Source organism: Myxococcus xanthus (genome assembly GCF_013116825.1).
Lineage (GTDB): Bacteria > Myxococcota > Myxococcia > Myxococcales > Myxococcaceae > Myxococcus > Myxococcus xanthus_B.
Window position 1 is genome coordinate 56,399 of record NZ_JABFNS010000004.1, and the last position, 26,530, is coordinate 82,928.

A 26,530-nucleotide genomic window follows, 5' to 3' on the forward strand; every position below is an offset into this window, starting at 1 on the left:
TTCCGACATGGCAAATCGCACTGACGAGTCGAACGAGCTGTCTCCCGCCAAGCGCATGTTGGTCGCGCTGGAGAAGATGCAGTCGCGGCTGAATGCCGTGGAGGGCGCCGCGAAGGAGCCCATCGCCATCGTGGGCATGGCGTGCCGCTTCCCGAAGGCGGATGACGTGGAGGCGTACTGGCGTCTGCTCGAAGGGGGCGTTGACGCCGTGCGGGAGATTCCGCTCGACCGTTGGCCTCGGGAGGACGTCTCCGGCCTCTCGGAAGGCGCGATGCGCTGGGGCGGCTATCTGGACGCGGTCGACGGTTTCGACCCGGGCTTCTTCGGCATCTCCCCCCGCGAGGCCGTGCGGATGGACCCCCAGCAGCGCCTGCTGCTGGAGGTGGCGTGGGAGGCGCTCGAGGACGCGGGCCTGGACGTCGACAAGCTGTCGGGCAGCCGCAGCGGCGTCTTCATCGGCGCCTGCAATGACGACTACCACTGCATGCAGGTGGAGCAGCCGGAGACAGGTGACGCGTTCAGCGCCACGGGCGTTGCCGCCAGTGTCCTCTCCGGCCGCCTGTCCTATCTCTTCAATTTTCAGGGTCCGAGCCTGGTGGTGGACACGGCGTGCTCATCCTCGCTCGTGTCGCTCCACCTGGCTTGCCAGAGCCTGCGGGCGCGCGAGTGCAACATGGCGCTCGCTGGTGGCGTGAACCTGATTCTCTCGCCGCAGTCCGTGCAGCTCGTGGCCAAGCTCCAGGCGCTCGCGCCGGACGGCCGGAGCAAGGCGTTCGACGCCTCCGCCAACGGCTTCACGCGGGGCGAGGGCTGCGGCATCGTCGTGCTGAAGCGACTGTCGGATGCGCTCGCGGACGGCGACCACATCCTGGCGACGATTCGCGGCTCGGCCATCAACCAGGATGGCAAGTCGACCGGGCTCACCACGCCCAACGTGCTCTCGCAGCAGGCGCTCATCCGCCAGGCGTTGGACAGCGCGGGGCTGAAGCCAGAGCAGGTGAGCTACGTGGAGGCGCACGGCACCGGGACGCCCATCGGTGACCCCATCGAGGTGGAGGCGCTGCGTGAGACGTACGGCGCGCCTCGCGCGGATGGTGGCGTGTGCGGCATCGGTTCAGTGAAGACGAACCTGGGACACCTGGAGTCCGCGGCGGGCGTGGCGGGCATCATGAAGGTCGTCCTCGCGATGCGTCACCAGCGCATCCCGGCGCACCTGCATCTCAAGCAGGTGAACCCGCGCATCCAGATGGAGGGCAGCGCGCTCACCATCCCCACGCGGCTCACCCCGTGGGAGACGGCCGCCGGACAGCCCCGCCGCGCGGGAGTCAGCTCGTTCGGCATCAGCGGCACCAACGCCCACGTCATCCTCGAAGAGGCGCCCGCTCCGGCGGCGAAGGAGGCGCAGCCACAGCGGCCGGAGCTGTTGCCCCTGTCCGCGCGCAGCCGTGAAGCCCTCCAGTCCCTCGCGGAGCGTCATGCGGAGCGCCTGGGCCGGGGTGGGGCGGCGAGCCTCGCTGACGTCTGCTACACGGCGGCGTCCCACCGCACGCATCACACGCACCGGCTCACGGTGCTGGCGGACGGCCCCGCGCGCACAGCGGAGCGGCTCCGGGCCTTCGCGCGTGGCGAGCTGCCCGAGGGCACCTGGACGGGCCGCAAGGCGTTCGGCGCGCGCCGGAAGGTGGTCTTCGTCTACCCGGGGCAGGGCGCGCAGCGGGCTGGCATGGGCCGGGCATTGATGGAGCAGGAGCCGGTGTTCCGGGACGCGCTCGTCCAGGTGGACCTGGCGCTGCGGCCCCACCTGGGCTGGAGCGTGCTCGACGAAATCGCCGCGGACGAGCAGCGCTCGCGCCTGGCGGAGATCGACATCAACCAGCCGGTGCTCTTCGCCGTCGAGGTGGCGCTGACAGCCCTGTGGCGCTCGTGGGGCATCGAGCCCGACGCGGTGATGGGGCACAGCATGGGGGAGGTCGTCGCCGCGCACGTCGCTGGCGCGCTGAGCCTGGAGGATGCCTGCCTCATCATCTGTCACCGCAGCAAGCTGATGCGGAGCCTGGGGGGCCGAGGCGCGACCATGGCGCTGGTCGAGCTGTCGGTGGAGGAGGCAGAGGAGGCCATCCGTCCCTGGAGCGGCAAGCTCTGGCTGGGCGGACTGAATGGCCCCCGGTCACAGGTGCTGTCCGGGGAGCCGGAAGCGGTCCAGGAGGCAGTCGCGGCGCTGGGGCAGCGCGGTGTCTTCACCCGCTGGGTGAAGATGGACGTGCCGTCGCATACGCCGTTGGTGGAGGTCATCAGCCGCGAGCTGGAGGGCCGCGTGGCGCGCATCTCCCCGCGTGCCGCGCAGGTGCCCGTCTGCTCCACCGTGACGGGTGAGTTCCTGGATGGCGCGACGCTGGACGCCGCCCACTGGGGCAACAACCTCCGCCTCCCGGTGCGCTTCGAGGCCGCGACACGGCGGCTCCTGGCGAGCGAGCACTCCGTGTTCATCGAGGTGAGTCCGCACCCCGTGCTGCTCCCGGCCGTCGAGCAGACCCTGGGCGCCGCGGACGCGGAGGGCGTGGTGCTGGCGTCCCTGCGGCGTGGAGCGGACGAACGGCACACGATGCTGTCCTCGCTGGGCGCCCTCTACGCGACGGGCCACCGCGTCGCGTGGAGCCGGCTGTACCCGAGCAAGGGCCGGCTCGTGCCGCTGCCCACGTACCCCTGGCAGCGCGAGCGCTTCTGGATGGAGCCCGTGTCCCGTGAGGCGCGGACGTCGAGGTCCAACTCTGGGCATCCGCTCATCGGTGAGCGCATCGACCTGTCCGCGCAGGGAGATGTCTCCCGGCTGTGGCAGGTGCAACTGGGCCCGAAGCACTTCCCGCTGCTGTCGGAGCATCGCGTCCAGGGTGTGCCCGCCTTGCCCGCGGCGGCCATGGCCGACATGGCGCTGAGCGCGGCCAGACAGACGCTGGGGGCGCCCGTATCCCTGGAGGAGGTGAGCTTCAGCGCGCTCATGGCGTTCCCGGAGGACGAGGAACGGGTGCTCCAGCTGTGGCTCTCCACGGAGCGTTCAGGTCCGCACGCGTTCCGGCTCTTCAGCGCGCCCGTGCTGCGGGAGACGCCGTCGGATGAGTTGAACTGGACGCTCCACGCGGAAGGCACCCTCCGCCAGGGCGACTCGGCCATCGCGGAGCCCGGCGGACTGGAGGCGTTGCGTGCGCGGCTGAGTACCCCGGTGTCGGTGGAGGCGCACTACCAGGGCCTTCGCGACATCGGCCTGGACTATGGCCCCAGCTACCGTGTCGTTACGGAGCTCTACCGCGCGGACGGTGAGGCGCTGGGCCGTGTGCAGCTCGCGGGCGAGCGGACGGCGGAGGACGCCCGGTACAGCCTGCACCCCGCGTTGCTCGATGGTTGCTTCCAGGTCCTGGCGGCGGCGCTGGGCGGCGTGGACGGCGAAGGCGGCGTGTATGTCCCTTCGTCCTTCTCCCGGCTTCGCGCCCTGGCTCCGGCGCAGGCCGCGCTTTGGAGTCACGTCCGCATCGTCAATGGGGCCGCTTCGGGGGCGAGCGCCATCGAGTGCGACGTCACCCTCCTGGATGACCAGGGCCGGGTGGTGGCCGAGGTGCGACGGCTGGTCTGCAAGAAGGTCTCCGCGGGCAGCCAGCCCGGCGATGAAGTGGACCGCTGGATGTACTCCGTCCAGTGGCAGCCGCAGCCTCGCGTGGCTCGGGAGGACGCCGTGGCTGGGCGGGGGGCGGGCCGGTGGCTCGTCTTCGCGGATGCGCGTGGCGTCGGACACTCCTTGGCCAAGGAGCTCGCGGAGCGCGCCGAGGTCAGCGTCGTGGTGGAGGCGGGGGCCGCCTACGCGCGGCTCTCCGAAGACCACTACCGCGTCAACCCGTCGCGCCTGGAGGACTTCCAGGCGCTCCTCCGAGACGCCTTCAGCGAGCAGTCACCGTGCAAGGGCATGGTGCATCTGTACGGGCTCGACGTGGCGTCCAGCGTGGCGGAGCCGGAGACCTTCGAGCAGGCCGTGACGCTGAGCGGGACCAGCGTCGTGTCCCTGCTCCAGGCGTGGGCCCAGCGGGGCTGGCGCGACGCACCGCGCCTGTGGCTGGTGACGTCGGGTCTGCACGTCCTCGTCCGGGATTCGGCGCTGGGTGCACCGGCGGCCGCGCCTCTCGCGGGCCTCGCGGCGGTCATCACCCATGAGCACCCGGAGCTGCGCTGCGCCCATGTGGACCTGAGCGCGCAGCCGTCCCCTGAGGAAGTCACGTCGCTGGCCGCGGAGCTCCTCGCGGACAGCGCGGAGGACCGGATTGCGCTGCGCGGAAGTCAGCGCCACGTCGCGCGGTTGGGGCGGGGTGTCGCTGGTGGGGATACGACGGAGCCCCGTGAGCTCTCGGCGGAGGGGACGTACCTCATCACCGGCGGCTTGGGCGGGCTCGGGTTGGAAGTGGCGAAGTGGCTCATCCAGCGGGGCGCCCGGCACCTGGCGCTCACCGGCCGGAGCGCGCCCACCGACGAGGCGAACCAGGCGCTGGGCGAACTCCGGGCGAGCGGCGCCGAGGTGCGCGTCTACGCGGCGGACGTCACCCGCGCCGACGACGTGACGCGTCTGCTGGCTTCGATGGATGCGGCGCTGCCGCCGCTGCGCGGCATCGTCCACGCGGCGGGTGTCATCGCCGATGGTGTGCTCGCGCAGCTCGACGCGGAGCGGCTCCGCACGGTGCTGGCGCCGAAGGTCCAGGGCGCGTGGAACCTGCATGCGCAGACGCTGGGCCGTCCGTTGGACTTCTTCGTGATGTTCTCTTCCGCAGCGTCGATGCTCGGCTCGCCGGGACAGGGCAACTACGCGGCGGCCAACGCCTTCATGGATGTGCTCGCGCACCATCGGCGTGCGGCGGGACTCCCCGCGTTGAGCGTCAACTGGGGCCCCTGGGCCGAAGTGGGTCTGGCCGCGGTGGCGACGAACCGGGGTGACCGCCTGGCCCTGCGCGGCGTGGGCAACATGCCGCCAGCGCAAGCCCTGGATGCGCTGGGGCGCCTGCTGGCGAAGGAGGCCGCGCAGGTGGCCGTGGTGCCGTTGGACCTGCGGCAGTGGCGCGAGTTCTACCTGAGCGCGGCGCAGTCGCCCTTCCTCTCCGCGCTGATGCAGGAGCGGGTGAGCACGCCGGCTTCGCGCAAGGGGACCGCGCGAGAGATGCTCGCGGCGGCGGAGGCTTCCCAGCGGCGGGGATTGCTGGAGGGCTATCTGCGCGAACAGCTGGGACGCATCCTCCGCATGGAGCCGGCGCGCATCGACCCCGAGCAGCCGTTTGGCGACCTCGGAATGGACAGCCTGACCGGCCTGGAGCTGCGCAACCGGCTCGAGTCCGGGCTGAAGCTTACGCTGTCCGCGACGCTGGCCTATGCCTATCCCACGGTACAGACGCTGACGGCGCACCTGTTCGGCAAGCTGGAGCCCGTCCTCGACGCCGAGTCGCGCGTCACGGTGCGTCCGGTGGCGAAGGGGGCGCAGGCTGTTCCGGCGGTAGGGACGACGGCGCAGGGCCCCGAGCTGCTCGCCATCGTCGGCATGGGCTGCCGCTTCCCGGGCGGCGCGAATGACCCGGCGGCGTACTGGCGGCTGCTGAGTGAGGGCGTGGACGCAGTCCGCGAGGTGCCCGGCGACCGCTGGAAGAGCAGCACGGACGCGGCGGAGCACAAGGGCACGCGCTGGGGTGGCTTCCTGGACCGGGTGGATGGCTTCGACCCGGAGTTCTTCGGGATCGCGCCACGCGAGGCCGTGGCAATGGACCCGCAGCAGCGCTTGCTGCTCGAGGTCGCGTGGGAGGCGCTGGAAGACGCGGGCCTGCCGAAGGCGCGCCTGTCGGGCACTCGGACGGGCGTCTTCGTCGGCGTCTGCGGCAATGACTACGCGATGCTCCAGGCGGAGCGGGACGTGGAGGGCGATGTCTACTCCGTCATCGGCTGCTCCAACAGCGTGATCGCCGGGCGGCTCTCGTACCTGCTGGACCTGCGGGGGCCGGCCATGTCGGTGGACACGGCTTGTTCGTCCTCGCTGGTGGCCTTGCACCTGGCCGGCCAGAGTCTGCGCAACCGCGAGTGCGACGCGGCGCTCGTGGGCGGCGTCAACCTGCTCCTGTCGCAGCGGCCCAGCTCCTGGCTCTCCAAGCTGACGGCGCTGTCTCCGGATGGGCGCTGCCGGACCTTCGACTCGCGGGCGAATGGCTTCGTCCGGGGGGAGGGCTGCGGCGTCGTGGTGCTGAAGCGGCTCTCCGATGCGCTGGCCAGCGGAGACAACGTCCTGGGCGTGATTCGCGCATCGGCGGTGAACCAGGATGGCGGCTCCACCGGCCTGACGACGCCCAACGTCCTGTCGCAGCAGGCCCTGATTCGCGAGGCACTGACAGCGGCCCAGGTGTCGCCCAAGGACATTGGCTACATCGAAGCCCACGGCACCGGCACGCCGCTCGGCGACCCGATAGAGGTGGAGGCCCTTCGGGAGACGTATGGCCACCGGCGCGAGGATGACTCGCGCTGCTTCCTCGGCTCCGCGAAGACGAACATCGGTCATCTGGAGGCAGCGGCCGGCATGGCGGGCCTCATCAAGGTGCTCCTCGCGCTCCGGCACGAGGCCATTCCGAAGCACCTGCACTTCAAGGCGCTCAACCCTCGCATCTCCATCGAGGACACGCCCTTCGCCATCCCGACGCAGCAACAGCCGTGGCCCGTCTCGCAGCGGCGCCGTTACGCGGCGGTGAGCTCCTTCGGCATCAGCGGGACGAACGCGCACGTGATTGTCGAAGAGGCCCCCGCGTCTTCGCCCGTGCCCGAGGCCCCCCAGACCGCCGCGCGGCTGCTCACGCTGTCCGCGAGGAGCGAGGGCGCGCTGCGAGCCCTGGTTCGCTCGTACCACGCACTCCTGGCTCAACCTGGGGACGTGGCGCCGCGGCTCGAAGACCTGGCCTACACCGCGGCGTTGCGGCGCAATCCCCACGAACACCGGCTGGCGGTGGCCGGTCATACGGCGGCGGAGTGGGGCGAGCAGCTCCTGGCGTTCCTCGAAGGCGGGGCACCGCCGTACCTGACGACGGGCGTCGCGGAGGGGCGCCGGGAACAGGTGGTGTTCGTCTTCGGAGGCCAGGGCTCCCAGTGGCAGGGCATGGGGCGTGACCTCTTCGCGAGCAACGGAGACTTCGCCGCCGCGTTGCGTGACGTGGACGCGGCGCTGGCTCCGCACACCCGGAACTCCATCATCGACGCGCTGATGGCGGACGGCCCCGAGTCCCGTCTGGAGGAGACGGAGGTGGCCCAGCCCGCCATCTTCGCCATCCAGGTCGCGCTCGCCGCCGCATGGCGCGCACTGGGCGTCGTCCCGTCCGCGGTCGTGGGGCACAGCGTGGGCGAGGTGGCCGCGGCGCATGTGGCTGGAGCGCTGAGCCTGTCCGAGGCCGCTCGGTTGGTGGCGCACCGCAGCCGCATCATGCAGAAGGCGACGGGGCAGGGCCGCATGGCCTCCGTCGAACTGTCTCCCGACGAGGCTCAGCGCGAGCTGGCGCCCTACGCGGGCCGACTGTCGGTGGGTGCCATCAATGACGCTCGGAGCGTCGTCTTGTCGGGTGAGCCGGCGGCGCTCGGAGCGGTGCTCGAAGCACTGAGGGCGCGAGGTGTCGCCACGAGGGACCTGGGCGTCAACTACGCCTTCCACAGCCACCAGATGGCGCCGCTCCAGGCCGAACTGACCCAGGTCCTGGGCCACATCGAAACGCGGCCGACGTCCGTCCCGATGTTCTCCACGGTGAGTGGCGAGGCCATCGACGGCACGGCGCTCGACGCGGCGTACTGGGCGCGCAACGTCGGAGAGCCCGTGCGGTTCTCAGCGGCGGTGGAGGCGCTGCTGGAGCAAGGGCACCGGCTCTTCGTCGAGCTGGGGCCTCAGCCCGCGCTCGGCCGGTACGTGACGCAGGCGCTGGGACGCCGTGAGCTGGAAGGCGCGGTGGTGCCGTCGCTGCGCAAGGGGCGGGCTGGCCAGGCGGTGATGCTGGGAGCGCTGGGCGGGCTCCACGTGAAGGGCTACCTCGTGGAGTGGAGTCGGCTCTTCCCGGATGGCGGCCGTCTCGCGCCGCTGCCGCTCTACCCGTGGCAGCGCTCGCGGTACTGGATTGACGATGCCCCCGTGAAGGCGCTGACCCGGGCCCCCGTGGCCCGAAGCGCGGACACGTCGAGTGTCCAAAGACCGGGTGGCTGGGTCTACGACATCACCTGGCACGCGCGTGAGCGGGGGGCGCCTTCGCCGCGTGCGCCCAGGGGAGAGGGAGCCTGGCTCGTCTTCGGGAACCGTGAGGGCGTTGGTGCCGCGCTGGCGGCCCATCTGGAAGCCCTGGGCGAACCGTGCTGGCTGGTCGTCCCCGGTGAGGCCGCGGCCGTCGATGGCCAGAAGGTGCGGTCCATCCACCCGGACAACGCGGAGCACTACGCGCAATTGCTCCAGGACGTGGGCCCGGTGAAGGCCGTGGTGCACCTGTGGGGCGCGGACACCGTGTCCGGCGCGGAGCCCACGCTCGCGGAGGTGGAGTCCGCGCAGCAACGAGGCGTCCACGCGGCGTTGCGGCTGGTGCAGGCGCTGGTGAAGTCACCGTCCGCGAGCGGCGCCCGGTTGTGGCTGTGCACGCGGGGGACCCAGCCGGTGGGCAACGTCACGAGCGGCTCGCCCGCACAGGCGCCGCTGTGGGGCCTGGGCCGTGTCCTGGCGCTGGAGCACCCGGAGGTCTGGGGCGGCCTGCTGGACCTGGACCCCGCCGCGCCAGAGGGCGAGGTGGAGGCGCTGTGGCGCGAGCTGTCCGGTGCGGATGGCGAGGACCAGGCGGCGCTCCGCGATGGCACCCGTCACGTGGCTCGGCTGGTTCCCTCGGAGCCTGCCGTTGGCGATGCCCGCCTCACGCTCCGCGCGGATGCGACGTACCTCGTCACGGGTGGCCTGGGCGGATTGGGACTCCACGTGGCACGCTGGCTCGTCTCCCAGGGCGCGCGGCACCTCGTGCTGCTGGGCCGGAAGGGACTGCCGAGCCGCGACGCGTGGGCCGCCATTCCTCGCGACAGTGATGTGGGCCGGCAGGTCTCCGCCATCGAGGCCATGGAAGCGGAGGGCGCCGTCGTCCACGCCCTCAGCGCGGATGTGGCGGATGCGGCGCGCATGTCGGAGGTCATCGACGCCGTCCAGCGGGGACCGGCTCCGCTGAAGGGCGTCATTCACGCCGCGGGAGTCTCCACGCAGGTATCGCTGGAGGCCATGGACGAGGCGGCGCTCGCCTCCATCCTGCGCCCGAAGGTGGCGGGTGGCTGGGTGTTGCACCAGCTCACGCAGGGGCTGGACCTGGACTTCACCGTCTACTTCTCGTCGGGCTCGGCCGTGTGGGGCTCGGCGCAGATGGGGCATTACGCCGCGGGCAACCAGTTCCTCGACGCGCTGGCGCACCACCGCCGCGCGCGGGGCCAGCATGCGCTGAGCATCAACTGGGGGCCGTGGGCGGCCGAAGGCATGGTCGCCGAGGAAGGACTGCGCTGGTTCGAGCGCATCGGCGTGCGCGGTGTCACCGTGGAGGGCGGGCTCCAACTGCTCGGAGCGCTGCTCGCCATGGACGTGACGCAGCGGAGTGTGGCGCAGATTGACTGGAGCCTCTTCAAGTCCGTGTACGAGTCGCGGGCGCCCCGGCCGCTCCTCGAGGGGCTCGGTGCTCCCTCGACGCCCACGCCGGTGGAACCGGTGGACGGAAGCGAGGCGCTGGCGCAGTTGCGCAACGCCACGCCCGCGCGGCGCAAGGAGCTGGTGACGTCGTGGGTGCGTGAGGAGGTGTCCCGAGTGCTGGGCTTCGCCTCCAGCGCGGCGGTGAAGCTGGAGCAGGGCTTCTTCGACACGGGCATGGACTCCATCACCGCCGTGGAGCTTCGTCGGCGGCTGGTGGCGCGCTTCGGTGTCCAGGTCCCATCCACCATCGCCTTCGACCGTCCGACCGTCCTGGCCCTCTCCACGTATCTGCTGAAGGACGTGCTCCGGCTGGAGGTGGAGGCGAAGGAGGAGGTAAGCCGCGTCGTCAGCAACGCGACGGAGCCCATTGCCATCATCGGCATCGGTTGCCGTGTCCCACAGGCCTCCGGCCCGGACGCCTTCTGGAAGTTGCTGGAGGGCGGCGTGGACGCCATCCGCGAGGTCCCCGCCTCACGCTGGAAGGTGGACGACTACTACGACGCGCGGCCGGGCGTCCCTGGCAAGACGTACACGCGCTGGGGCGGCTTCCTGGACGACGCCGACCAGTTCGATGCCCAGTTCTTCGGGATTGCGCCTCGCGAGGCCTCGAACATGGACCCTCAGCAGCGCCTGCTGTTGGAGGTCGCCTGGGAGTCGTTGGAGCACGCGGGACTCGCGCCCGCGCGGCTCGCCAACACCAAGACGGGGGTGTTCGTCGGCATCGGCAGCAACGAGTACGCGATGCTCAACGGCGTGGGGAGCGCGTCGGCGGCGGGTGACGCCTATATCGCCACCGGCAACGACGCGAGCTTCGCCGCGGGCCGGCTGGCCTACCTGCTCCGCTTCCAGGGGCCGGCGATGAGCCTCAACACGGCGTGCTCGTCGTCACTGGTGGCCGTGCACCTCGCCTGCCAGGCCCTGCGTGGTGGCGAGGCCAACCTGGCGCTGGCGGGTGGCGTCAACATGACGCTCGCGCCGCACTCCACCATCTACCTGGCGCAACTCCGGGCCCTGTCTGCGGACGGCCGGTGCAAGACGTTCGACGAATCCGCCGACGGCTACGTGCGCAGCGAAGGCTGCGGCATGGTCGTCCTCAAGCGCCTGTCGGACGCGAAGCGGGATGGCGATGACATCCTCGCCGTCATCCGTGGCTCGGCCGTCAATCACGATGGTCCGAGCAGCGCGCTCACCGTTCCGAACGGGGATGCGCAGCAGCAGGTCCTCCGCGCCGCCCTGGCCAACGCGAACGTCGCGCCCTCGGACGTGGACTACATCGAGGCGCACGGCACGGGCACGTCGCTCGGCGACCCCATCGAGGTCCGCGCCGTGGCCAACGTGCTCGGCGAGGGACGCACGCCCGAGCAGCGGCTGCTGATGGGCTCGGTGAAGACCAGCATTGGCCACCTGGAGGCCGCGGCGGGCATCGCCGGGCTCATCAAGGTCGTCCTGGCGCACCGGCACGGCGTGATTCCTCCGCACCTGCACCTCAAGAAGCTCAACTCGCACATCGAGCTGAACGGCTTCCCGCTGGACATCCCGACGCAAGTCACCGCCTGGCCGGAGCGGGCGCGTCCACGAATCGCCGGCATCAGCGCCTTCGGTTTGAGCGGCACCAACGCGCACATCCTCGTGGAGGAGGCGCCTCGGCCGGTGCCCACCAAGGCGCAGGCCGAGCGCGGCGCGCAGGTGCTCGCGTTGTCTGCGAAGACGAAGGGGGCGCTCGCGCAGCTCGCGGTCCGAGTCGGGGAGTACATCGCCCAGCGGCCGGAGCTGTCGCTCGCGGATGTCGCCCACGCGGCGAACACCCAGCGCACGTCGTTCTCTCACCGCATGGCGCTCGTGGTGGAGACGGCGGAGCAGGCCCGGGAGCGGCTGCAGGCTTTCGCCCGAGGGGAGGAAGTGCCCCGGCTGGCCCAGCACCGATTCGAGGGGGAGGCGCCCAAGGTCGTCTTCGTCTTCACGGGACAGGGCGCGCAGTACGCGGGCATGGGCCGTGAGTTGTACGAAACGGAGCCTGTCTTCCGAGCGGCCCTGGACCGGTGCAATGCCCTGCTCGATGGCGAGTGGAGCGACTCGCTCCTCTCCGTGATGCACGGAGCGGACGCGCGAATCGATGACACCGGGTACACGCAGCCGGCGCTCTTCGCGCTGGAGTACGCCCTGGCGGAGCTGTGGCGCTCCTGGGGCGTCGAGCCCTGGGCGGTGCTGGGGCACAGCGTGGGTGAGTACGTGGCCGCGTGTGTGGCGGGGGTGCTGGAGCTTGAAGACGCGCTCCGGCTCATCACCAGGCGCGCGCGGCTCATGCAGGAGCTGCCGCGCAATGGGGAGATGGTGTCCATCACGGCGAGCGAGGCGGTCGTCGCGCAAGCGCTGACTCCGTACGCGGACCGGGTGTCGATCGCCGCGGTCAACGGGCCCGCGGACACCGTCATCGCGGGCGAGCGTGAGGCCGTGGAGGTCCTCTCCTCCGTGTTCCAGTCGCAGGGCCTCAAGGTCCGGCGGCTCACCGTGTCGCACGCGTTCCACTCGCCGCTGATGGAGCCGATGCTGGATGCGTTCGAGAAGGCGGCGGGACACCTCACCTTCCGGGCGCCTCGCATCCATCTGGCGTCCAACGTCACGGGGCAGGTGCTCGAGGAGGGCACGGTGCTCGACGCCGGGTACTTCCGCCGCCACGTCCGAGAGGCCGTGCGTTTCCACGACGGACTCAAGGCGCTGCGAGCATTGGGGGGAACCGTCTTCGTCGAGGTCGGCCCGCATCCGACGCTCATGGGCATGGCGCTGAAGGGCCTTGGGGACGACGCGGGCACCTGGCTGCCGTCGCTGCGCAAGGGGCAGCCCGAGCAGGCGCAGGTGCTCTCCAGCCTGGCCGCGCTCTACACCCAGGGCGTGGAGGTGGATTGGAGCGCACTGAATGGCGAGCGCCACCGCGCCCGTGTCGCGCTGCCCGTCTACCCGTGGCAGCACCAGCGACACTGGCTGGAGGCTCCCAAGACGCCCCGCACGGCCTCCACGCTCACCACCGCGCAGGCGCTCGTCGGTCAGCGCGTGCGCTCGCCCTTGAGCAAGTCGCTGGTCTTCGAGGGGCGCTACAGCGCGCAGTCGCTGCCGTTCCTGGAGGACCACCGGCTCTACGGCACCATCGTCGTGCCCGGCTCGTGCCACATCGCGCGCATCATCGCGACGGCGGCGCAGTCGTTCGGCGCGGGGCCGTACACCATCGAGAAGTGCGTCTTCTCGCAGCCCATCGTGCTCGCCGACGACGAGGAGCAGCTCGTCCAGCTCGTGCTCGCGCCCAAGGGACAGGGCCGGTACGACTTCGAGCTCTACAGCCTCTCCGCCACCGCCGACGAGGAGACCGAGGGATGGCTGCTGAATGGCACGGGAACGCTGGTGGTGGGAGACGGCCCCGCACGTCCCGCGCCTCTCTCGCGGAGGGACATCGAGGCCCGCTGCGCGCGTCAGCTCGATGGAGGGCTCTACGAGCGCAACTGGGACATCGGCTTCAACCTGGGGCACGCGTTCCGCTGGATTGAGCGCATCCACAGCGGGGGCCGCGAGGCGCTGTGTCAGATGCGCCTGCCCACGGACCTGGATGACCGGAGCCTGTACGTCCACCCGGGGCTGGTCGACTCGTTCCTGCAGGCGATGGGAACGGACCTCATCCGTGAGGACGCGATGCTGAGCACCGTCTACGTCCCCATCTCCGTGGAGCGCTTCCGCTTCCACGCGCAGCCGACCGGCTCCGTCTGGGCCTACGCCGTGCGACGGGACGCGGAGGAGGCGGTGGGTGAGGTCATCACCGGCGACGTCTGGGTGGTCGACGCGGATGGTCAGGTGCTCATCGAGATTGAGGGGCTGAAGCACAAGCGAGCGCCGCGAGAGGCCCTGATGGCGGTGCTGCGCCACGGCCAGCGGGACTCCCTCTACGAGCTGGGCTGGAAGCCGCAGCCCGCGCCCGAGGCGGCGCCCGGAGCCGGCCGCTGGATTGTGTTCGCCGACACCTCGGGCACCGCGGAGGCGCTCGCGGAGCGCATCCTGAAGCAGGGCGGCCGCCCGGTGCTGGTCCATCCGGGGGCGGCGTTCGTCCGTCATGGTGAAGGACGCTTCACGCTGGATGCCCAGCGGCCCGAGGACTACGCGCGGCTGCTCCAGGAGGCGGTGCTTCCCGGCGAGTCCCTGGGCGGCATCGTCCACCTCTGGGCGCTGCGTGGGCCCGGTGGCGAGGATGTGGATGCCCTGCGAGAGGCGCACCAACTGGGAGCGGGCAGCGCGCTGTCCTTGGCCCAGGCGCTGGCGAACTCCGCCTTCACCGCGCGCATCTGGTGGGTGACGCGGGGCGCTCGCGCGCTCGATACGCGTCCCACGCCGCTGGCGATGGAGCAGGTCCCTCTTTGGGGGCTGGGCGCCGTCTTCTCGCAGGAGCACCCCGAGCTGGCTGGCGCGCTCATCGACCTGGAGCCCTCTGGACCGGGTGACGCGGCCGCCGCCATCTGGCGCGAGCTGGGCGCCACCGACGGTGAGCGGCAGGTGGTGATTCGCGAAGGGCAGCGGCACGTGGCCCGCCTTCGCGCGTCGCGGGACGTGGCGCGGGCGGAGTTGCCGCGCCTGAACCCCGAGGCGAGCTACCTGCTCACGGGCGGTCTTGGCGGCCTGGGCCTCGCGCTGGCCGGGTGGATGGTGGAGCAGGGCGCCAGGAACCTGGTGCTCATCGGGCGCGGCGGCCCCAGGCCGGAAGCGCAAGAGGCCATCCGCGCGCTGGAGACGGCGGGCGCGAGGGTGCTCGTGCTCCAGGCGGACGTGTCGAAGCAGGAGGACGTCCGTCGCACCCTGGATGAAGCGGAGAAGCTGGCGCCTCTGCGCGGCGTGGTCCACGCGGCGGGCGTGCTGGATGACGGCGTCCTCCTGCAACAAGACTGGAAGCGGTTCTCCCGGGTGCTCGCGCCCAAGGTGGACGGGGCGTGGCACCTGCACACGTTGACGCAGGACAAGCCGATCGACTTCTTCGTCCTGTACTCGTCGGCGTCGTCCCTGCTGGGCGCGCCGGGGCAAGGGAGCTACGCGGCGGCCAATGCCTTCCTGGACGCGCTGGCGCATCACCGGCGTGCCCTGGGACTTCCGGCGCTGAGCATCAATTGGGGACCCTGGGCCGAGGTGGGCATGGCCGCGGAGCTCGCGTCCCGTTACCAGGCGCAAGGCGTGGAGGCCTTCACACCGGCCGAGGCGCTGGAGGCCTTCGGCAAGGCCTTCAGCCGTGCGCAGCCGCAACTCACCCTGCTGCAGGTGCAGTGGTCGCGCTACCTGGCGCAGTTCCCACGGGGGGCGGCGCCCACGCTGCTCGCCGACGTGGCAGGGCAGGTGCGTGCCGAGCCCGACGCGGACGGCCCATCGGCTTCGGAGTTGCGGCGCCGGCTCGACACCGCGGAACCCCGCCAGCGCATGGCGCTGCTGCTGGAGCACGTCCTAGACGCGGCGGTGAAGGTGCTCGGCCTGGACGCATCCACGCCGCTGGAGCCACGGCAGCGGCTGTTCGAAGTGGGCATGGATTCGTTGATGGCGCTGGAGCTGCGCAACCGGCTGCAGAAGACGGTCGGTGCGTCGCTGCCTTCGACGCTCGTCTTCGACTACCCGACGGCGGAGGCCATCGCGACCTACCTGCTGGGCGAAGTGTTCGGCCAGGAGCCGCAGCCGGCCGAGGAAGGACAGGGAGCGGCTCAGGACACGGCGCTTCTCGATCGAATCATGGAGCTTTCGCCGGATGAGCTTGCCGCCTCGCTCGAAGCGAAGCTCGCCGCACTGATGGAAGAAGGAACATGAGCAACTCGCCAAAGTCAGCTGAGCCCTCCGCGTTGCAGCGCGCCGCGTTGCTCGTGGAGAAGATGCAAGCCCGCCTCGATGCGGTGGAGCGCGCCCGGACGGAGCCCATCGCCGTCATCGGCATGGGTTGCCGTTTCCCCGGTGGCGCCGTCGATGGACCGTCGTACTGGCGGATCCTTCGAGACGGCGTGGATGCGCTGCGCGAGGTGCCCGAGTCCCGTTGGGACGTGCAGGGCTACTTCAACGCGACGCGCGGGATGCCGGGGAAGATGTACGGCACCCGCGGTGGCTTCCTGGATGACGTGGAGCACTTCGACGCCGAGTTCTTCGGCATCGCGCCGCGCGAGGCGGCGAGCCTGGACCCGCAGCAGCGCATCGCCCTGGAGGTGGCGTGGGAGGCCCTGGAGAACGCGGGCGTGGCGCCTGGTCAGCTCATGGGCAGCAAGACGGGCGTCTTCATGGGCGTGATGTCCAGCGACTACATGGCGCGCCTGCTCAAGGAGGACGACGCGACCCGCTTCGACGGGTACATGGCGACGGGCAACGGCTACAGCTTCGTCCCGGGGCGAATCTCCTACGTGCTGGGCCTGCAGGGGCCGTGCATGCCGGTCGACACGGCGTGCTCGTCGTCACTGGTGTCGCTCCACCTGGCCTGCGAGAGCCTCCGGCGCGGCGAGTCCAATCTCGCGCTCGCGGGCGGCGTCAACCTCATCCTGTCCCCTGAGACGACGATTTGCCTTTGCAGCATGCAGGCGCTCGCGAGCGACGGCCGCTGCAAGACCTTCGACGCGGCGGCCGACGGGTACGTGCGCGGAGAGGGCTGCGGCATCCTCGTGCTCAAGCGCCTGTCGGACGCGCAGCGCGATGGCGACGACATCCTCGCGTTGATTCGTGGCTCCGCCGTCAATCATGACGGGGCCAGCGGCGGACTGACGGTGCCCAACGGACCATCGCAGCAAGCCGTCGTGTCGAAGGCGCTGGAGAACGCGCGCGTGCCGCCGGCCCTCGTGGGCTACATCGAAGCCCACGGAACGGGCACGCCGCTGGGCGACCCCATTGAACTCCGGGCGCTGGGGGCCGTGCTGGGCAAGGGACGTCCGGAGGACCGGCCCTTCTTCATCGGCTCGGTGAAGACGAACATCGGCCACCTGGAGCCAGCGGCCGGAATCGCCGGCGTCATCAAGACGATTCTGTCGCTCCAGCACCGGGAGATACCGCCGCACCTGCACTTCCACACGCCCAATCCCCACGTGGAATGGGACCGCATCCCCGCGCGTGTCCCCGTCGAGCGAATCCCCTGGCCGGCCCACGAGGGGCGGCGCATCGCGGGGGTGAGCTCCTTCGGGCTGAGTGGCATCAACGCGCACGTGGTGCTGGAGGAAGCCCCCGCGCCCGCGGCCACGCCCGCCGCTTCCGAGGTCGATACCGCACAGCTCGTCGTCCTGTCCGCCAAGACGGCGCCAGCGCTGGCCGACCTGGCCCGGACGTGGAGCACGTTCCTGAAGCGCGAGGACGTGGGCGCGCTCGCGGACCTCAGCTACACGGCGGCCCTGTGCCGCACGCACCATGACCACCGGCTCGCGCTCGCGGCGAAGTCCCCACAGGAGCTGGTCGCGCAGCTCGAAGCGTTCGCCGCCGGAGAGAGCCACCCCGGTCTGTCCGTGGGGCGCCGGAGCAACAGCCAGAAGGTGGTCTTCGTGTTCCCCGGCCAGGGCTCGCAGTGGCTCGGCATGGGACGGCAGCTGTATGCCCAGGACACGACCTTCCGTGAGGGCATCGACCGGTGCCACGATGCGCTGGGCCGCTACACGGACTGGTCACTGCGCGAGCTGTTGACGAACCCCGGTCAGCAGCCGCGCTGGAATGACATCGACGTCATCCAACCGACGCTGTTCGCCTTGCAGGTGTCGCTCGCGGCGGTGTGGCGTTCACTGGGCCTGGAGCCGCACGCGGTGGTGGGGCACAGCATGGGCGAGGTCGCCGCGGCCCACGTCGCGGGGGCGCTGTCGCTGGACGACGCCGCGCGCATCATCTGCGAGCGCAGCAAGCTGCTCCGGCGGGTCAGCGGCCAGGGCGCCATGGCGGTGGTGGACCTCTCGCGCGAACAGGCCGAGGCGGAGATTCGGGGCGCGGAGGACCGGATCGCCATCGCCGTCAGCAACGGCCCGAAGGCCACGGTGCTCTCGGGAGACCCGGCGGCGCTGAAGGAGGTGTTGGAGCGCCTGGAGAAGCGTGAGGTCTTCTGCCGTTGGGTGAAGGTGGACGTGGCGTCCCACAGCCCTCAGATGGATCCGCTTCGGCAGGACCTGCTGGAGCGGATGGCTGGCATCCGTCCCACGGGAAGCACGGTGCCGCTCTACTCGACGGTGACGGGCGCCCCCATCGATGGCCGGGAGCTGAGCGCCGCGTATTGGGTGCGCAACCTGCGGCAGCCCGTGCTGTTCGCGGACGCGGTGCAGCGTCTCATCCAGGACGGGAACGTCCTGTTCATCGAACTGAGCCCGCATCCCATCCTGGTGCCCTTCGTGGACGCGATGCTGCGGGAAGGCGACGCCTCCGGCCGGGGTCTGGTCGTCCCGAGCCTCCTCCGGGAACAGGAGGAGTGGCCGTCGCTGCTCGCGTCACTGGGCGCGCTGGCCACCCGCGTGGACCGCGTGGACTGGCTCCGGCTGCATCCGGACAAGCGGCGGCGAGTCGCACTGCCGGCGTATCCCTGGCAGCGGGAGCGGCACTGGCTGGAGCTGAGACCCACGCGTGCAGCGCGAGGCCGCTTCGTGCGCTCGGGGGGCCATCCGCTCCTGGGCACTTCGTTCACGACCTCCGTACAGCAGGAGACCCGCTTCTGGGAATCCACGCTGAGCGCGACTGAGCCCGCGTTTCTCGCGGACCATCGCGTGGCGGGCTCGGTGGTGGTGCCGGGAGCGGCCTATCTGGAGATGGCGCTGTCCGCGGCGCATGCGATGTCGGGAGGCGCCGCGCACGAACTGGTCGACACCTCCTTCAAGGAGGGGCTGCTCCTGCCCGAGGGCCAGGAGCGCACCGTCCAACTGGCGCTGCACGGCGAGCAGGGCCGCACCCTTACGTTTCAGCTTTCGAGCCAGAAGGCGGACGCGACGGGGTGGATGACGCACGTCGTGGGCCGGCTCCGCCTCTTGGAAGCAGGTCACGCGGGGCAGGCGGCCGACTCGTTGGAGGCCATCCGCGAGCGCTGCCCCGACGTCCTGACCCAGGCGGCGCATTACGAGATGCTGGCGCGCAACGGCGTGGCCTACGGGCCCGCGTTCCAGGGCGTGCAGCAGGTCTGGCGAGGGCGAGGGGAGGCGCTCGGCCACCTCCGCCTGCCGGAGTCATTGGGCGCGCGGGCCTCGGCGTATCGAATCCACCCCGCGTTGCTCGACGCCTGCTTCCAGTTGGTGTCCGCAGCGGTGCCTCCGGAGGACGTGCCGCAGGACGCGGGGCCCGCCGTCCCGGTGGCACTCGAGAACCTGCGGCTCCACGCACCGCCCCCAACGGAGGGCTTCTGCCACGTCCGGATGCGGACACCTGAGGGCACACGCCGGGGCGTCTACGAGTTCGACCTCGTGCTGCGCGATGCGTCTGGCAAGCTGTTGCTGGAGGCGCTGGGGCTGCGGGTCCAGCAGTTGGATGCTCCCGTGGCGGATGCAGAGGGCAGGGACCTCTACTTCGCCCAGGCGTGGCGCCATGTCCCCGCCGTCGAGCAGCTCCCCGCACAGGGAGCCGAGGCGGCCGGACGTTGGTTGCTAATCTCGGATGGCAGCGAGCTGGCGGACACGGTGGAGTCACAACTCCGCGCGCGTCAGGGCGAAGTCACCCGTATCGACCTGGGTGGCTCCATGCCGGGCCGCCGCACCGTGGACGTGTCGTCGCCGATGGCCTTCGATGAGGTGCTGGCGGAGACGTTCGGCAAGGGGGCCGCTGCGCGCGGCGTGATTCACGTGACGGGCCTGGGACCGGGCGACGTGGACCCGTTGATGGGCTGCGGCGGCGTGCTGCACCTCGCACAGGGGCTCTCCCGAATGGGACTGTCGAGTCCGCCACGTCTGTGGATGGTCACGAAGGGTGTCCACCATGGTTCAGACAGCCGCTCCGCTTCGGACGTCGTGCAGGCGCCGTTGTGGGGCCTGGGGCGCACGCTCGCGCAGGAGCACGCCGAGCTGAAGTCCACACGGGTGGACGTGTCCGCGCTCATGCCCATCGAGGACGCCACCGGCGCGCTGGTGCGCGAGCTGCTCGTGGCGGACGCGGAGGAGGAAATCTCCCTCCGGCCTGATGGGCGACACGTCGGCCGCATCGTACGTGGCACACCCGGAAGGGCCTCCCATGAGGCCGTCGTCCCCACCGAGGGCCAGTCCTTCCGGGTCGAGCGTGACGCTCAGGGGCGCCAGGAGTACCGGTCCGCGGCCCGCCGTCCGCCGGGGCCTGGAGAGGTCGAACTCGAAGTCGAAGTGGCGGCGCGTCCGGGGCTCGGCGGGGCGTCGAGCCCGGAGCGCTGGGACGAAGCAGGTGCCACCGCATGCAGTGGGCGCATCGTGGCGGTGGGAGAGGGCGTGAAGGACGTCGCCGTGGGCGAGGAGCGCATCGCGCTGGTGTCGTCGGGCCTCGGGTCACATCTGTGCGTGCCCGTGGGGCACACCGCGCCGCGTCCGCCCTCGTCGTCGCATGAAGAGGCCGCGGCGCTGGTAGCGACTGTGCTGCCTGTCTGGTACGGCCTGTTCCACCTGGGACGCGTGGAGAAGCGAGACCGTGTATGGGTCCTCGGGGCTTCGAGCGGACTCGGGCGAACGGCCATCCAGCTGGCACGGCGCATGGGGGCGGAGGTCTTCGCCGAAGCCACGACGGATGAGCAGCGGGCCTCTTTGCTGGAGCTCGGCGCCGCCCACGTCGTGGACCCCTCCGACGCCTCATTCGCCACGGGGCTGCTGGATGCGACGGGAGGCCGAGGGCTGGACCTGGCCATCATCGCGCCGGGCGCTGTCGGCCTCAATCCGAGCCTCGCCGTGCTGGCGGAGGGGGCTCGCGTCATCGACCTGCGAGGGACGTCCGAAGCGCCTTCGGCCGGAGATGCGAACGTCGCGTGGTGCGTGGTCGACGTGCACACCTTCGCGAGCCGAAAGCCTGATCGGTTCGCCCGGCTGTGGCGCGAGGTGAAGGACGCCTCCGAGGCCGGGGGCCTGCCCTCCATCGTGAAGGAGGTGAGCACGCTCACCCTGAAACATCCCGGGGCACGCGTGGTGGTGCCGGCCACGGGGGCTCGGCGACTCCGGGCGGCCGGGACGTACCTGGTGACGGGCGGCCTGGGCGGACTGGGCTTCGCGGTGGCGAAGTGGATGGTGGAGCAGGGCGCACGGCACCTCGTCCTCCTTGGGCGTGATGCCACGTTGACGCCAGCGCAACAGGCGGACGTGGCCACGCTCGAAGCGGAGGGCGCGCGCGTGCGGGTGATGGCGGCGGATGTGTCCGACCGGGCTCAGCTGGGCCGCGTAGTCGCGGAGATCGCCGAAGGTGGAGCACCGCTGCGAGGCGTCATCCACGCGGCGGGTGTGCTGGATGACGGCGTCCTGCTGCAGCAGACAGTGGAGCGCTTCCGCCGGGTGATGGCGCCGAAGGTCCTCGGGGGCTGGAACCTGCATGTCCTCACGCGCGACCTGCCGCTCGACTTCTTCGTGCTGTACTCGTCGGCGGCCTCCCTGTTCGGCGCACCCGGGCAGGGAAACTACGTGGCGGCCAATGCCTTCCTCGATGCGCTGGCCCATCACCGCCGGGTGCTGGGGCTGCCGGGCCTGAGCATCAACTGGGGACCCTTCTCCGAGGTCGGTCTGGCCGCCGCGCAGTCCAACCGGGGAGAGCGCCTGGCTCAGCGGGGCTCCGACAGTCTGACGCCCGCGGAAGGCAACGCCATCCTGGGGCGGCTGTTGGATGGTGACGTGACGCAGATGGCGGTCATGCCGCTCGACGTCCGCAAGTGGGTGGAGTTCTATCCGCGAGCGAAGTCCACGCCTTGGCTGTCGGAGCTCGTCCCGGCCAGCGCGGGGGAGGGCGCGCAGGCCGCGCGGGATGTGGCGTTGCTTGAAGCCCTGCGGACGGCGACACCTCGGGACGCGCGGGTGGCGCTGGAGAAGTTCGTTCGCGAGCAGCTGGGCCGGGTGCTCCGGCTCGACTCCGCGCGCATCGACGCCGAAGCGCCGCTCCAAGGCTTCGGACTCGACTCGCTGATGGGGCTCGAGCTGCGCAACCGGTTGGCGTCGGGACTGGGGCTGTCGCTCCCGGCGTCACTGATTTGGAAGCACCCGACGTTGGATGCGCTCTGTGCGCATCTCCAGAGTGAAGTCATGGACCGCGCCCTGGCCGAGACGCTCGCAATCCAGGCAGAGGCGGTCGAAACCAACGACAACGAGGTCTTCGTCCTATGAGTGTACGGGAGCTGTTGGGCACCCTCGCGGCCAGGGGCGTTCGCCTGCGCGTCGACGGTGACAAGCTGGTGGTGGAGGCGGGCAAGGCCGTCCTCACGCCGGAGGTGCGGACCGAGCTGGCGGCGAACAAGGCCGACATCCTCGCGTTCCTGCGCAAGCACACCGCGCACGACGAGGTGGGCAGCGGCCCTGAGCGGCCCGTCACGAGGCCCCAGGTCATCCCGCTGTCCAGCGGGCAGGAGCGGCTGTGGTTCCTGGATCGGCTGTCACCGGGCACCGCGCAGTACAACGTCCACCTGGGGCTGCGGGTACACGGCGCGCTGGACACCGTGGCGCTGCGCCGGAGCCTGGATGAGCTGGTCCGCCGGCACGAGGTCCTTCGGACGTCCTTCCCGGAGGTGGACGGAAGTCCAAGGCAGGTCATCGCGTCACCTGACGTGGGCGCGGCGCTGAGCGTCGTGGAGGCGCGGGGGCTGTCGGAGGCGCAACGCGACGAGGAGGTCCAACGGCGCTCGGAGGCCCTGGCCCAGCAGCCTTTCGACCTGGCCCAGGGTCCCCTGTTCCGCGTGACGCTGGTGTCCCTGGACGCCGACGACTCCGCGCTCTTCGTGACGAAGCACCACATCATCACGGATGGCTGGTCGCTCGGCGTCTTCGTCCGGGAGCTGTCGGCGCTCTACGCGTCGTTCGCACGGGGGCAGGCCGCGGCCTTGCCACCCGTGTCCATGCAGTTCGCCGAGTCGTCCCTGCGTGAGCAGGCATGGCTGGCGGGGGCCTCTGGCGCCCGGGAGCGGGCCTTCTGGAAGGAGAAGCTCCAGGGACTGCCGCCGCTTCAGCTCCCCGTGGACCGTGGTGTCTCCAGCGCCACCAGCCACCGAGGCGCGACCGTGCCCGTGGCCCTCTCGCCCGGGTTGAGCGAGGCGCTGCGCGAGCTCGGCCGACGTGAAGGGTGCAGCCTCTTCATGGTGCTCTACGCCGCGTTCGCCGCGCTCCTGCACCGCTACTCGGGGCAGCTCGATTTCGGTGTGGGGACGGTGACCGCGAACCGGGGGAGCGTGCCGCCGGACCTCATCGGCTTCATCGCCAACACGCTCGTGCTCCGGAGTGACGTGTCCGGGGACCCGACCTTTTCGCAGTGGCTGGCCCGGGCGCGCAAGACGGTGCTCGACGCCCAGGACCATCAGGCGCTCCCCTTCAGCGAAGTGGTGAAGGCGGTCGGCGCCTCGCGTGAGGGCGGGCTCAACCCGCTGGTGCGTGCCTGCTTCACGCTGGAGAACATCCCCGCGCCCACGCTGGACCTGCCCGGGACGCGCTGGTCGTTCCTGGGCGGTGCACCCGACGGTAGCGTGGAAGGCGTCGCCAAGTTCGAGCTGTCCCTCATCCTGGCCTCCGGCGAACAGGGCCTGGCTGGCATGCTCGAATACTCGCGCGAGCTCTTCGATGCCTCGACGGCGGAGCGGATGGTGGGCCACCTCCAGGTGTTGTTGGAGGCCGTCGTCGCGAAACCAGAGACGCCCCTGTCAAAGCTGCCCGTGCTGTCGGCGGAAGAGCGGACGCGGCTGCTCACTGCCTGGAACGGCCCGGTGCTCGGCGTGCCGGCGCTGTGCATGCATGAGCTCATCCAGGCCCAGGTGGAGCGGACGCCGAACGCCGTGGCCGTGGTGAGCGGAACGCGGACGCTGACCTACGCTGAGCTCAACCGCCGGGCGAACCAACTGGCCCATCACCTGCGGCGGCTGGGCGTGCGGCCCGAGGCGCGCGTGGGGCTCTGCGTCGAGCGGACGGAGGAACTCGTCATCGGCCTGCTGGCCATCCTCAAGGCCGGCGGTGCCTACGTGCCACTGGACCCCGCCTATCCGAAGGAGCGGCTGGCGCTCATCCTCGAGGACGCGCAGGTGCCCGTGCTGCTCACGCAGCAGCGGCTGCTCCCGGAGCTTCCCACCACCGAGGCACGCGTGGTGTGCCTGGACGCGGATGCCGCCGCCCTCGGCGCCGAGCCGGAGGTGAACTCCGGGCGTGTCACGACGCCCGATTCGCTCGCGTATCTCATCTACACCTCGGGCTCCACCGGCAAGCCCAAGGGCGTGATGATTGACCACCGGAACGCCGTGGCCTTCTTGCAGTGGGCCCAGAGTGTCTTCTCGCCGGAGTCGCTGGCGGGGACGCTGGCGTCGACGTCCATCTGCTTCGACCTGTCCGTCTTCGAGATCTTCACGCCCCTTTGCTGCGGGGCGAAGGTCATCGTCGCGAAGAACGCGCTGGAGTTGCCCGAGCTGCCCGCGGCGAAGGAGGTGACGCTCATCAACACCGTGCCCTCGGCCATGGGCGCGCTGCTGCGAGGGGGCGGGGTGCCGACGTCGGTCACCACCGTCAATCTGGCGGGCGAGGCGCTGGCGGGAGCACTGGTCGACTCCATCTACGCCCTGGGCCACGTGAGCGATGTCTTCAACCTCTACGGCCCGAGCGAGACGACGACCTATTCCACGTTCACCCGTGTGAACCGGGGCGAGACGCCGACCATCGGCCGGCCCGTTGGAAACACCCAGGTCTACGTGCTGGATGCGAACCGCGAGCCTATGCCCGTGGGGGTGCCGGGCGAGGTCTTCATCGGCGGGCATGGTGTCGCCCGGGGCTACCTGGGCCGGACGGAGCTGACGGCGGAGCGGTTCGTCACGTCTCCCTTCGCCGGGGACGCGGGCGCGCACCTGTACCGGACAGGGGACCTGGCGCGGTGGCTGCCGGACGGGCAACTCGAATACCTGGGCCGGATGGACCACCAGGTGAAGCTCCGCGGCTTCCGCATCGAGCTGGGTGAGATTGGCGCGGCGCTGCAGGAGCACCCAGGCATCCGCGACGCGGTCGTCGTCGTGCGAGAGGGCCCGGGCGCGGACAAGCAGTTGGTGGCGTATGTGGTGGGCCGCGACGGGAAGGCCCCTGAGCCGGGTGAGTTGCGCGATTACCTCAAGTCCCGGCTGCCCGAGTACATGGTGCCCTTCGTGTTCGTGAGCCTGGATGCCTTGCCGCTCACGCCGAACGGGAAGGTGGACCGCGCGGCGCTCCCCGCGCCGGAGCGTGTGGGCTCCGGGACGGCGAAGGCCCACGTCGCGCCGAGAACGCCAGGGGAAGCCACGCTGGCGGACATCTGGCGTCAGGTGCTCGGGGTGGAGCAGGTGGGCGTGCACGACCACTTCTTCGAGCTCGGAGGCCACTCGCTGCTGCTCTACCGGGTGCTCGTCCTCGCGCGGGCCGCGTCAGGCGCGGACATCCCGCTGAGGGCCCTGTTGCAGTCGCCGACGCTGGAAGAGATGGCGCGCGCCATCGAGGCCGCGAAGGCGGGCTCGCTGCCGGTCCACGACGTGGTGGCGGAGTTGGAGGCGGACGCCGTGCTGGATGCGGGGCTGCTGCCGGGAACGGCGCTTCCGCCCACCTCCGGACCCGCGCGCGCCGTGCTGCTGACGGGCGCCACGGGCTTCCTCGGCGCCTTCCTGCTCGAGGAGCTCTGCCGGAAGACGCAGGCGCGCATCCACTGCCTGGTCCGCTCCAAGTCGGAGCAGGAGGGGATGCAGCGGATTCGCAAGAACCTGGAGAGCTACTCGCTGTGGCGCGACGACCTGGCGTCGCGAATCGTCCCTGTCCGAGGGGACATCGGCCAGCCCCTGCTGGGCCTGTCGGAAGCGGAGTTCCAGCGGCTGTCGGAGGAAGTGGACGCCGTCTACCACAACGGTGCGCTCGTCAATTTCATCTATCCCTATGAGTCGATGCGCGCCGCGAACGTGCTCGGTACGCGGGAGATTCTCCGCCTTTGCATGCGCACGCGCATCAAGCCGCTGCACTATGTCTCCACGGTGTCGGTGCTGCCCGTGGGGCGCCAGCTTCCCTTCCGCGAGGATGAGCCGTTGGAGCCGGCCTCCCGACTGGTGGGGGGCTACGCCCAGAGCAAGTGGGTGGCGGAGAAGCTGGTGCGTGAGGCCTCGCGGCGAGGGCTCCCGGTGACGATCCACCGGCCCGGACGGGTGACGGGCCACAGCCGGACGGGCGCTTGGAACACGGACGACCTGGTGTGCCGGACGCTCAAGGGCTGCGTCCAACTGGGGAGCGCGCCCAGCGTGGACGCGCTGCTGGACGTGACGCCCGTGGACTACGTGAGCAGCGCCATCGTGGACCTGTCCCTGCGTCCCGAGTCCATTGGCCAGACGTTCCACCTGGTCAACCCGAAGTTCGTGCGAGCGGACGAGATGTGGATCCACATGCGAGCCTTTGGCTACGGGCTGCGTATCCTCCCCTATGACGAATGGCTCGCGGAGCTTGGCCTCGCGGCGCCGTCTGATAGTGAGCTGGGGGACCTGCTCATGTTCCTCCAGCAGGTGCCGCCCGAGGACCGGGGCGTGGGCGGGCCGCGAATGGTGGTCTGCGACAGCGGGCACACGCTGAAGGCACTGGGAGGCACGGGGACGATGTGTCCGTCCGTGGACGCCACGTTGATTACGACGTACCTCTCCTCCCTGGTGCAGCGAGGCTTCCTGGCCGCGCCCGCTGGGCGGTGAAG

General features: G+C 70.8%; 3 protein-coding genes. All 3 read left to right on the top strand.

Annotation, left to right across the window (positions count from 1 at the left end; translation table 11 throughout):
- The first annotated feature begins 7 nt into the window (after positions 1 to 7).
- From HNV26_RS02225 to HNV26_RS02235, 3 genes are read left to right on the top strand one after another with little or no spacing between them, the layout of a single operon-like run.
- Positions 8 to 15,553, top strand: coding sequence for a type I polyketide synthase (locus tag HNV26_RS02225; RefSeq protein WP_171440506.1), 15,546 nt, complete (start codon positions 8 to 10; stop codon positions 15,551 to 15,553).
- Positions 15,550 to 21,984 carry a type I polyketide synthase gene (locus HNV26_RS02230; protein ID WP_171440505.1) on the top strand — a complete coding sequence of 2,145 codons (6,435 nt, stop codon included), beginning with the start codon at positions 15,550 to 15,552 and terminating at the stop codon, positions 21,982 to 21,984. Before HNV26_RS02225 ends, HNV26_RS02230 begins: the two co-directional genes overlap by 4 nt.
- The gene (locus tag HNV26_RS02235; RefSeq protein ID WP_171440504.1) at positions 21,981 to 26,528 is read left to right on the top strand and encodes a non-ribosomal peptide synthetase; all 4,548 of its coding nucleotides are present in this window, start codon (positions 21,981 to 21,983) and stop codon (positions 26,526 to 26,528) included. The genes HNV26_RS02230 and HNV26_RS02235 overlap by 4 nt, the downstream gene beginning before the upstream one ends.
- Positions 26,529 to 26,530 lie beyond the last annotated feature (2 nt).